We start from the raw sequence: 11185 nt of genomic DNA on the forward strand, positions 1-11185 counted from the left end.
GTGTTCCATGACGGGCATGAACTCGACGTGGGTGAAGCCGAGGCCGTGCAGGTAGTCGGGCAGTTCGGCGGCCAGCTCGCGGTAGCTCAGGCCCGGGCGCCAGGAGCCCAGGTGCAGCTCGTAGACCGACATCGGCGCCCGGTGGTGGTGCGCCCGGGCCCGCCGCGCCAGCCAGTGCGCGTCCTGCCAGGCGTACCGGGAGGTGTGCACGACGGAGGCGGTGTCCGGGGGGCACTGGGCGGCGCGGGCCAGCGGGTCGGCCTTCTGGAGCAGGCGGCCGTCGCGGGTGCGGATCTCGTACTTGTACAGCGCGCCCTCGCCGATTCCGGGGACGAAGAGTTCCCAGACGCCGCTGGCGCCCAGCGAGCGCATCGGGTACCCGGTGCCGTCCCAGTGGTTGAAGTCGCCGACCAGGCGCACCCCGACCGCGTTGGGCGCCCACACCGTGAAGGCGGTGCCGGTGACCCCGTCCACGGTACGGACGTGCGAGCCCAGCGCCTCCCAGAGCCGCTCGTGCCGGCCCTCGCGGATCAGGTGCAGGTCCAGCTCACCCAGCGTCGGGGTGAACCGGTAGCCGTCCTCCTGCGGCAGCGGCTCACCGCCCGAGTAGCTCACCCGCAGCCGGTAGGCCGGGATCGCCGAGCCGGGCAGCAGGCCGGTGAAGAGCCCGGCCTGCTGGTGGGTCAGCTCGGCCGGCCCGTAGGCGGTCTCCAGGGTGACCCGCTCGGCCAGCGGCCGCAGCACCCGGATCGCGGTGCCGCCGGTGGTGGGGTGGGCACCGAGCAGGGCGTGCGGGTCGTGGTGCGCGCCGGCCACCAGGCGGTCGATCTCGGCCGGGGGCAGTGGGGCCTCGGCGAGCCGCAGGGCCGGGGCGTCCACCGGGGAGGCGAGCGGGGTGCCGGCGGCCGGGACGGGGACGGCGGGCCCGACGGGGGTGGTGGGCCCGACGGGGTCGACGGCGTCGCCGGGTCCGAGCGTCCCGGCCCGGGCGGCGGCCGGTGCGACGGGGACGGCGGCGGATGCCGTGACCGGGGCGGCCCCGGTGGCCGGTGCGGCGGTCGGCGCGGTGGCGTCGGGCCGGTCGGCTGCGCTGCGCGGCCGCGGACCGCTGCCCGGCAGGAAGGTGGCGGGCACGGTCTGGTTGGTGCGGTCGAGCGGGGCCACTGCGGGGTTCCTCCTGGCGGGTGGCGGGGCGGGAGTTCCGGGGCCGCGACCCGGCGGGCGGGTCGCGGGCGCGTCGGTCAGGGGGCGGTGGCCAGGCGGTGGATCGCGGTGAGCGGGATCGGCAGCCAGCCGGGCCGGTGCCGGGCCTCGTAGACCACCTCGTAGACCGCCTTGTCGATCTCCAGGGCGCGCAGCAGCTCCGGGCAGCTCACCGGGTCGGTGCCGCCGGCCGCGGTGTAGCCCGCGCAGTAGGCGGTCCGGTTGCGGGCGGCCCAGCTCGCCGCCAGGTGCGCCAGCTGCGGATCCGGGTCGGCGCCGGCCAGCAGGTGGGCGGCGGCGTAGTCGAAGGAGCGCAGCATCGCGGCCACGTCCTTGAGCGCCGGCTGCGGCAGCCGGCGCTCGGCCACCGACTTGGCCGGCTCGCCCTCGAAGTCCAGCAGCACCCAGCCGTGCGGGGTGCGCATCGCCTGCCCCAGGTGCAGGTCGCCGTGGATCCGCTGGACGGTCAGCCCGGTCAGGTGGTCGGCGGTCAGCTGCTGGAAGGCGGCGTGCAGCGCGGTCCGGTAGCGCCGCAGCGCCGGGACCGCGGCGGCGGCCGCGTCCAGCCGTTCGGCCATCGCGGTGGCCAGCCGCTCGGTCTGCTCGCGGTCCAGCCGGGCCACCGGCAGCGCGCGCGCCAGCACCCGGTGCACCTCGGCGGTGGCCCGGCCGAGCCGGTGCGCCTCGACCGCGAAGTTGCCGGGGCTGGGGTCGCCCTTCAGCCGGGCCACCTGGTCCAGGGCCAGCTCCCAGCCGTCCTCCGCGTCCGGCAGGAACCGCTGCAGCAGCCCCAGGGTGGCCGGTTCGGCGCCGGTCAGCCGGCTCTCGAACCAGGCCGCGACCCGCGGGATCCGGGTGCTGCCGGCCCGCGACAGGGCGAGCGAGAGCTCCAGGTCGGGGTTGGTGCCGGGGCTGATCCGGCGGAACAGCTTGAGGATGAACTCGGTGCCGAAGATCACCGAGGTGTTGCTCTGCTCGGCGGTGCCGGCCCGGCCGAGCAGGTCGCTGGGCAGGCCGGGGCCCGGGGTGCGGCGGAAGGCGAGCGGACCGAACCGGTCGGCGGTGGCCAGGTGCCCGAGCAGGCGCCCGGTCAGCTCGGGGTCGTGCACCGCGTCGTAGAGGGTGGCGCCGTCGTAGGGGCCGTGGTCCAGGGCGCCCAGCACCGCCTCCGGCAGCAGGCCGGTCGGCGGCTCGGTGCGCAGGCCGAGCAGCAACTGGTACAGGTCGCTGCCGGTGCCGTGCTCGACCCGCAGCAGCAGGTGCACCATCGCCGGGTCGCCGGTCACCAGCGGGGTGGTGGTCAGCGGGTGCAGGCCGGTGATGGCCTGGCCCTTGCCGGCGTACCAGCGCTGCCCGGGGAGCCAGTCGGCGATCAGCGGCAGCGCCGCCTCCAGCAGGTCGCCGACCGACAGGGCGGCGCCGAGCCGCGGCCGGCCGCTGCCGTGCCCGCCCGGACCGTGCCCCGCGGCCCCGCGGGCAGCGTGCGTCCCGCCCGTCCCGCCCGGGGCCCGCGGCGCGGGGCCCGCGTCGCGGTGGGCGTGGGCTTGAGAACGGGAGATTTCCGACATGACTCCCTTTCCCCGGAAGCAGGCTGACGGCCCGACAGATCTGGCCGGGCCCGCCAGTCTTCCGGATTTCGGCGGCGCTGCAGCGGCGGCACGCGAGGGAGACTCGGGTGTCACGCCTGAGGGTGGGTACGCGTTGGGCTGTTCTCCGTACCGCGGTGGCGCAGGGTCCGCCGAGGGGCGTGCGGCGGGCCTCGCGCCCCCGAGCGGGCGGCCGGAGTGGTGGATCGTTACTGCGCGCCGGGCCTGCGCAGCTGGAACCAGTAGAAGCCGTGCCCCGCGAGGGTGAGCAGGTACGGCCACTCGCCGATCGACGGGAAGCGCACCCCGCCGATCAGCTCGACCGGGTAGCGCCCGCCGTACTGCCGCAGGTCCAGCTCGGTGGGCTGGGGGAAGCGGGAGAAGTTGTTCACACACATGACCAGGTCGCCCTCGTGCTCGCGCACGAAGGCCAGCACGGCCGGGTTGCTCGACGGGAGTTCGGTGTAACTGCCGAGCCCGAAGGCCGGGTTGAGCTTGCGGATCTCGATCATCCGCCGGGTCCAGTGCAGCAGCGAGGAGGAACTGCTCTGCTGCGCCTCGACGTTGGTCACCTGGAATCCGTAGACCGGATCCATGATGGGCGGCAGGTTGAGCCTGCCCGGGTCGGCGGAGGAGAAACCCGCATTGCGGTCGGGGGTCCACTGCATCGGGGTGCGCACCCCGTCGCGATCCCCCAGCCAGATGTTGTCGCCCATGCCGATCTCGTCGCCGTAGTAGAGCACCGGCGAACCGGGCAGCGACAGCAGCAGCGCGGTGAACAGCTCGATCTGGTTGCGGTCGTTCTCCAGCAGCGGGGCGAGCCGGCGGCGGATGCCCACGTTGGCCCGCATCCGCGGTTCCTTCGCGTACTCCGCGTACATGTAGTCGCGCTCCTCGTCGGTGACCATCTCCAGGGTCAGCTCGTCGTGGTTGCGCAGGAAGATGCCCCACTGGCAGCCGTGCGGGATGGTCGGCGTCTTGGCGAGGATCTCGGACACCGGGTAGCGGGACTCGCGGCGCACCGCCATGAAGATCCGCGGCATCACCGGGAAGTGGAAGGCCATGTGGCACTCGTCGCCGCCGGAGGTGAAGTCGCCGAAGTAGTCGACCACGTCCTCGGGCCACTGGTTGGCCTCGGCGAGCAGCACGGTGTCCGGGTAGTCGGCGTCGATCTCCTTGCGGACCCGCTGGAGGAACTCGTGGGTCTCCGGCAGGTTCTCGCAGTTGGTCCCCTCGCGGGCGAACAGGTAGGGCACCGCGTCCAGCCGGAAGCCGTCGATCCCGAGGTCCAGCCAGAACCGCAGGGCGGCGACGATCTCCTCCTGGACCCGCGGGTTGTCGTAGTTCAGGTCCGGCTGGTGGGAGAAGAACCGGTGCCAGAAGTACTGCTTGCGGACCGGGTCGTAGGTCCAGTTGGAGGTCTCGGTGTCGACGAAGATGATCCGCGCGTCCGGGTACTGCTTGTCGTCGTCGGCCCACATGTAGAAGTCGCCGTACGGCCCGTCCGGGTCGTTGCGGGAGGCCTGGAACCACGGGTGCTGGTCGCTGGTGTGGTTCATCACGAAGTCGATGATCACCCGCATGCCCCGCTTGTGGGCGGCGTCCACGAACTCCACGAAGTCGGCCAGGTCGCCGAACTCCGGCAGCACCGCGGTGTAGTCGGCCACGTCGTAGCCGCCGTCGCGCAGCGGGGAGGCGAAGAACGGCGGCAGCCAGAGGCAGTCGATGCCCAACCACTGGAGGTAGTCGAGCTTGGCGGTGAGCCCCTTCAGGTCGCCGACACCGTCGCCGTTGCTGTCCTGGAAGGACCGCACCAGCACCTCGTAGAAGACCGCACGCTTGAACCACTCCGGGTCCAGGTCCTTCTTCTCGGTGTCCGCGAAGGTGTCGTGCACGGGCTCGTTCACAATCACAGGGAGGTCCTCCGAACGGTGAGGAGGTGGGCCGGCGACGACGAGGGCTCGAGCCGGACGTAGTTGTGGCGGTGCCAGGTGTAGCCCGCGCCGGTCAGCTCGTCGGTGACGATGAGCTCCTCGTCACCCGGGAGGGTGACAGTGGCCTCCTGGGGGTGGTGCGGATCCAGGTTGACGACGACGATCACCTGATCGGCTCCGGCGCGCTTGGTGAAGGCGAGGAGGTGGTCGTTGTCGACGGGCAGGAAGGCCAGGTTGCGCAGCTGCTGCAGGGCGGGGTGCTCGCGGCGCAGCCGGTTGAGGGTGGCGAGCAGCGGGGCGAGGGTGTCGGTGCGGGTCCAGTCGCGCGGGCGCAGCTGGTACTTCTCGCTGCTCAGGTACTCCTCGGTGCCGGGGCCGGCCGGGGTGGACTCGGCGTGCTCGAAGCCGGCGTAGACGCCCCAGCTGGGCGAGAGGGTGGCGGCCAGCACGGCCCGGACCGCGAACGCCGCCGGACCCTGGTGCTGCAGGTGGCCGGGCAGGATGTCGGGGGTGTTCGCGAAGAAGTTGGGGCGCATGTAGGCGGCGGCCGGGCCGGTCAGCTCGGTGAGGTACTCGGTGAGCTCGTGCTTGCTGTTGCGCCAGGTGAAGTAGGTGTAGGACTGCTGGAACCCGATCTTGGCCAGGGTGTGCATCATGGCCGGGCGGGTGAAGGCCTCGGCCAGGAAGATCACGTCCGGGTCGGTCCGGTTGACCTCGCCGATCACCTTCTCCCAGAAGTGCACCGGCTTGGTGTGCGGGTTGTCGACCCGGAAGATCCGCACTCCGTGGCCCATCCAGAAGCGCAGCAGCCGCAGGGTCTCCCGGACCAGCCCGTCGAAGTCCTGGTCGAAGTTGATCGGGTAGATGTCCTGGTACTTCTTCGGCGGGTTCTCGGCGTAGGCGATGGTGCCGTCGATCCGGTGGCCGAACCACTCCGGGTGCTTGTTCACCCAGGGGTGGTCGGGGGAGGCCTGAAGGGCGAAGTCGAGGGCGATCTCCAGGTCCAGCTCGCGGGCCCGGGCGACGAAGGCGTCGAAGTCCTCCAGGGTGCCCAGGTCCGGGTGGACCGCGTCGTGGCCGCCCTCGGGCGAACCGATCGCCCAGGGCGAGCCGACGTCCTCCGGACCCGCCGTCAGGGTGTTGTTCGGTCCCTTGCGGTAGGCGAGGCCGATCGGGTGGATCGGCGGCAGGTAGACCACGTCGAAGCCCATCGCGGCGACCGCGGGCAGCCGCTCGGCGGCGGTGCGGAAGGTGCCCGAGCGCGGAGGCGTGAGGGTGGCGCCCTCGGAGCGCGGGAAGAACTCGTACCAGGAGCCGAACAGCGCCCGCTGCCGCTCCACCCGCAGCGGCAGCGGGGTCGAGGCGGTGACCAGCTCGCGCAGCGGGTGGCGGGTCAGCGGGCCGGTCACGGCGGGGGCCAGCGCGGCGGCCAGCCGGGAGAGCGGGGGCATCGCGAGGTCGCGCAGCGCGTGCACGGCCTTGAGCACCTCGGCCCGGCCGTCCTTCTTCGGCACCCCGGCGGCGGCGCGCTCCAGCAGCAGCGCGCCCTCCTCCAGCACCAGCTCGACGTCCTGACCGGCCGGCACCTTGACCGAGGCGGCGTGCTGCCAGGTGGCCACCGGGGCGCTCCAGGCCTCCACGGTGTAGCTCCACCGGCCCTCGGCCGTCGGGGTGACCTCGGCGCCCCAGCGGTCGGTGCCCGGGGCCAGCTCGTGCATCGGGATCCAACTGCCGCCGCGGCCGCGCGGGTCGCGCAGCACCACGTTGGCGCCGACCGCGTCGTGGCCCTCGCGGAAGACGGTGGCGGTGACCTGGAAGGTCTCGCCGACCACCGCGCGGGCGGGGCGGCGGCCGCCGTCCACCTGCGGGGCCACGTCCAGGACGGGGATCCGGCCGATCATCGGGTCGCTCGCTTTCGTCCGGCGTGCCGTGCTCGCCGGACTCGCCTTGGTACGGGTGGTTCGGGGGGCGGCTGCTGCGGCCTTCCGGGCGGGCTGGGCCCTGCGGGCGGCCGGCTTCGCGGCGGCCGGTACCGGGGCGACCGGGTGCGCCGCGGCGGGGGGCGGCTCCGGCGCGTCGGTGGCCGAGGAATTGCCGACCGGCGCTTCGGCCGTTCGGGGGGCGCGTACGGCGTGCGACGCCGTTATGGCCGGAATCGATACCGGAGCGGTGAGCGGCTCCAACCCCTCGGACACCAGTGCGGACTGATTCCGTGTGTCGCCGTGCATGCCAAACTCCTGCCAGAGATCGGCGGCCGTCCCGCGGGCGGATCGAGCGCCGGGGAGGTCCGGGAGGACTGCTGGGTGGGGACTGACGTGCGACCGGAGCCCGCCCGCAACCGCCGCGCCCGGGAGCCTGGCCGAAATCCGACGCCCGCGGCGGCCCGGAACTGCGACACGGCGCGCGTCCCGGCGCGCGGCCTCGCGGCACGCCCAAGGGCGATTCCGACCCACCCCGGAAACGATCAGGGCAGGCGTGAGGACACGCACGTGGCACACCAGGGGGGACACCAGGTGCGCCGGCTGGGCTAATGACCGGAGAGCTGACGGCCGGTGGGCTGACGGTGGGTCGGGGGAGCGAGTCTGGGGAAGCGGAGCGCGAGGACCGGCCGAGCCGCACGGGAGTCGCCACCCATGCCGACCCGCTGCAGCAGCGGCCTGCACACATCCTCGCACTGTTCGTAGCTCTTACCACTCGGTTCGAGGGCGGCTTGAGTGGTGCGGGGGAGCAGAACGACCATCTCTGGCCACCTGCTCCGGGGGCCCTCACACGACCGGCGTACGCCTGCCGTGCCGCGCGCGCCCCCTGCGCTCCCCGTTGCTACAACTGCGCCACACGTGATCTCAACCGTCGCTCGAATGGAGGCGCGTTACGAGAGTTGACGCCCCATCACCCCGTTGCTTCGGTCTACGCTTCGGGCCGTGAAGGCCATCCGCAGATTCACCGTCCGCACCGTCCTGCCGGAGCAACTCGAGCCACTGCACGAGCTAGCGCTCAACCTGCGCTGGTCCTGGCACCCGGAGACCCGGGAGCTCTTCCGATCGGTCGACCCGGCGGTCTGGGAGGCCGTCGGCGAGGATCCGGTCCGACTGCTCGGCGAGGTACCGGCCGACCGGCTCGCCGCGCTGGCCGGCGACCGCCGCTTCCTGCGCCGCCTCGGCGACCTCATCGACGACCTGCACGACTACCTCAACGCACCGCGCTGGTACCAGGGCGACGACCGCGGGGAGACCGGCGAGCGCCCGGCCGCGATCGCCTACTTCTCCCCGGAGTACGGCATCACCGCGGCGCTGCCGCAGTACTCCGGCGGTCTCGGCATCCTGGCCGGCGACCACCTCAAGGCGGCCAGCGACCTGGGCGTGCCGCTGATCGGCGTCGGTCTCTTCTACCGCCACGGGTACTTCCGCCAGTCGCTCGCCCGGGACGGCTGGCAGCAGGAGCGCTACCCCGTGCTCGACCCCGACGAGCTCGCGGTCAGCCTGCTGCGCGAGGCCGACGGGCGCCCCTGCCAGGTCGAGCTGGCGCTGCCCGGCGGGCGCACCCTGGCCGCCCGGATCTGGCGCGCCCAGGTCGGCCGGGTCCCGCTGCTGCTGCTCGACTCCGACCTGGAGGCCAACGCCGCCACCGAGCGCGACGTCACCGACCGGCTCTACGGCGGCGGCAGCGAGCACCGGCTGCTCCAGGAGATGCTGCTCGGCATCGGCGGGGTCCGCGCCGTGCGGTCCTTCTGCCGGCTGACCGGGCACCCGGAGCCGGAGGTGTTCCACACCAACGAGGGGCACGCCGGCTTCCTCGGCATCGAGCGGATCCGCGAGCTGGTCGCCTCGGCGGCCGGCCCGGACTTCGCCGCCGCCCTGGAGGCGGTCCGCGCCGGCACCCTGTTCACCACCCACACCCCGGTGCCGGCCGGCATCGACCGGTTCGACCGCGAGCTGGTGGCCCGCCACTTCAGCGGGGACGCGGCGCTGCGCGGCGTCCCGGTCGACCAGGTGCTGGCGCTCGGCGTGGAGAACTGGCCGGGCGGCGACGCCAAGCTGTTCAACATGGCCGCGATGGGGCTGCGGCTGGCCCAGCGCGCCAACGGGGTGAGCACCCTGCACGGCGAGGTCAGCCGGGAGATGTTCGGCGCGCTGTGGCCCGGCTTCGACGCCGCCGAGGTGCCGATCACCTCGATCACCAACGGCGTGCACGCCCCCACCTGGATCGACCCCGCGGTGGTCCGGCTGGGCGCCGCGGCGATCGGCGCCGAGCGCGCCGAGGCCGCGATGTCGGTCGGCAGCTCCGAGCGCTGGAGCGAGGTCGAGCAGATCGGCGACGCGGAGATCTGGACCGTGCGGCGCGAGCTGCGGGCCCAGCTGGTCGAGGAGGCCCGGCGGCGGTTGCGCGCCTCCTGGAAGCAGCGCGGGGCCGGTGACGCCGAGCTGGGCTGGACCGAGTCGGTGCTCGACCCGGACGTGCTGACCATCGGCTTCGCCCGCCGGGTCCCCTCCTACAAGCGGCTCACCCTGATGCTGCGCGACCAGGAGCGGCTGCGCGGCCTGCTGCTGCACCCCACCCGTCCGGTGCAGATCGTGGTCGCCGGCAAGGCGCACCCGGCCGACGACGGCGGCAAGCGGCTGATCCAGCAACTGGTGGCGTTCGCCGACGACCCCGCGGTGCGGCACCGGATCGTCTTCCTGCCGGACTACGACATGGCGATGGCCAAGCACCTCTACCCCGGCTGCGACGTCTGGCTGAACAACCCGCTGCGGCCGCTGGAGGCCTGCGGCACCTCCGGGATGAAGGCGGCGCTCAACGGCTGCCTCAACCTCTCGGTGCTGGACGGCTGGTGGGACGAGTGGTACGACGGCCGCAACGGCTGGGCGATCCCCACCGCCGACGGGGCGGGCTTCGAGGAGGACCAGCGCGACGACATCGAGGCCGCCGCGCTCTACGACCTGATCGAGCACCAGGTGGCCGGCACCTACTACGACCGTGGTGCCGACGCCCTGCCGCACCGCTGGATCGCCATGGTGCGGCACACCCTGGTCACCCTCGGCCCCAAGGTGCTCGCCGGCCGCATGGTCCGGGAGTACGTGGAGCGCCTCTACACCCCGGCGGCCCTCGCCCAGCGCGGGCTGCGCGGCGAGGGGGCGCGGCTGCTGGCGGACTGGAAGGCCCGGGTGCGGGCGGCCTGGCCCGCGGTCCGGGTCGAGCACGTCGACGCGGCCGCCGAGGCCGCGGAGCTGGGCTCGGTGCTGGCGCTGCGGGTCCAGGTGGCGCTCGGTGCGCTCGAGCCGGACGACGTGGAGGTCCAGGTGGTCGCCGGGGCGGTGGACGAGGCCGACCTGATCCGCGAGGCCGACCTCCAGACCCTCAAGCCGGTCGGCGGCCGCGACCTGTCGGGCTGCCAACGCTACGAGGGCACCCTGGAGTTGGCCCGCACCGGCCCGTTCGGCTACACGGTCCGGGTGCTCCCCAACCACCCCCTGCTCGCCTCCGCTGCCGAGCTGGGCCTGGTCGCCCTCCCGGCCGAGTCGGCCGGCATGGACGCGGGGGTCCTGCGCTAGCGGGCCCGTGAAGCTGGTGCGCAGGAAGTCGGGTGGGTCGACTTCCTGCGCACCTTCATGAGCGTCAAGATCATGTCAGGTCCATGGAAACCCTGGCTTTTCGCTCACATCATGTGATTAGGATGTCGCCATCTGTTGCCAAGCGGTTGCGTGGGGGCACCATGGCCGGCGTTGGGGTAGAGACGGAATTCGAGACGGAGGCGGCCCTCGGGAGGCGGGGGCGGCGGCGGTTGCTCGTGTGGGGGATGGCGCTGGCCCTGGTGGCCGGGGCGGGGGTGACCGGGTTCTGGTGGAAGCCGTGGCAGTCGGTGACGTTGCCGCAGAGCGCGTGCTGGGGGGAGTTGGGGCCCGCCGACTACCAGTTGCTGGCGGGGCCGGACGGGTCGGCCAAGGCCAGTGAGCGCGGGACCCTCGACGGGCCGGTCAGCACCGGGGTGCTGATGTCCAGCTGCCGGTTGGTCTGGAACGACCGGGACCGCTCCAGCATGCTCTCCGTGGCGGTCGGCTCGGCCGACGAGACCGACGGCGCGGAGGACCCGCGGCTGCTCGGCAACACCCTGCAGGCGGTGGACTTCGGCGCGGACGCGCAGGGGTGGATCGCCCAGGGCACCGGGCCGCTGGCCGTGCAGTTCCCGTGCACGTACCAGGGCACCGGCAAGACCTCGCCGTTCATCCGGATCGTGGTGAGCAGCGCGGACCTGGGCACGGCGTCGACCGACCGGGTGCGGGCGGCCTACGCCGCGGTCGCGCTGAAGATGGCCAAGGCCGTGGCCCAGCGGCTGCCGTGCAGCAACGCGCTGCACCTGCCGGACCAGGTGGCCGTGCTGCCCGGCTAGCCCGGGCAGCACAAGCAAGGGTTCCGACCAAGGAACCCCCACCAAAAGCCGTTAGGGGTGGGGAACAAGAGCAGAAC

Annotated in this window: 6 protein-coding genes; 2 read left to right on the forward strand and 4 right to left on the reverse strand. The window is 73.2% G+C overall.

Annotation, left to right across the window (positions count from 1 at the left end; genetic code table 11):
- The 4 genes from ACQRUO_RS13980 to ACQRUO_RS13995 form a co-directional block, all read right to left on the reverse strand.
- Window positions 1-1164, reverse strand: a 1164-nt coding sequence (locus ACQRUO_RS13980; protein WP_428316190.1) for a GlgB N-terminal domain-containing protein, incomplete at its 3' end; no start/stop codon positions are given.
- A 77-nt stretch (window positions 1165-1241) separates the two neighbouring features.
- Window positions 1242-2771 (reverse strand): maltokinase N-terminal cap-like domain-containing protein, encoded by a 1530-nt coding sequence (locus ACQRUO_RS13985; RefSeq protein ID WP_428316191.1) that lies wholly within the window; start codon window positions 2769-2771, stop codon window positions 1242-1244.
- A gap of 227 nt (window positions 2772-2998) precedes the next feature.
- A complete protein-coding gene (treS, locus tag ACQRUO_RS13990) occupies window positions 2999-4702 on the reverse strand; it encodes a maltose alpha-D-glucosyltransferase (RefSeq protein WP_428316192.1) in 1704 nt (567 codons plus the stop codon).
- The gene (locus ACQRUO_RS13995; protein ID WP_428316193.1) at window positions 4699-6624 is read right to left on the reverse strand and encodes an alpha-1,4-glucan--maltose-1-phosphate maltosyltransferase; all 1926 of its coding nucleotides are present in this window, start codon (window positions 6622-6624) and stop codon (window positions 4699-4701) included. Before ACQRUO_RS13995 ends, treS begins: the two co-directional genes overlap by 4 nt.
- Window positions 6625-7644: 1020 nt before the next feature.
- Here ACQRUO_RS13995 and glgP point away from each other — a divergent pair.
- Both glgP and ACQRUO_RS14005 read left to right on the forward strand, forming a co-directional pair.
- On the forward strand, window positions 7645-10272 hold the full coding sequence (glgP, locus tag ACQRUO_RS14000) for an alpha-glucan family phosphorylase (protein ID WP_428316194.1): 2628 nt from the start codon (window positions 7645-7647) through the stop codon (window positions 10270-10272).
- A 245-nt stretch (window positions 10273-10517) separates the two neighbouring features.
- Window positions 10518-11108 (forward strand): hypothetical protein, encoded by a 591-nt coding sequence (locus ACQRUO_RS14005; RefSeq protein WP_428316195.1) that lies wholly within the window; start codon window positions 10518-10520, stop codon window positions 11106-11108.
- Window positions 11109-11185 lie beyond the last annotated feature (77 nt).

This window comes from Kitasatospora sp. LaBMicrA B282 (assembly GCF_050325825.1).
Taxonomy (GTDB): domain Bacteria; phylum Actinomycetota; class Actinomycetes; order Streptomycetales; family Streptomycetaceae; genus Kitasatospora.

Excerpts from the sequence above, each read along its gene's own strand:
- ACQRUO_RS13995 (WP_428316193.1), bottom strand. The coding sequence starts at position 6,624 with ATGATCGGCCGGATCCCCGTCCTGGACGTGGCCCCGCAGGTGGACGGC.
- ACQRUO_RS14005 (WP_428316195.1), top strand. The coding sequence starts at position 10,518 with ATGGCGCTGGCCCTGGTGGCCGGGGCGGGGGTGACCGGGTTCTGGTGG.
- ACQRUO_RS13985 (WP_428316191.1), bottom strand. The coding sequence starts at position 2,771 with ATGTCGGAAATCTCCCGTTCTCAAGCCCACGCCCACCGCGACGCGGGC.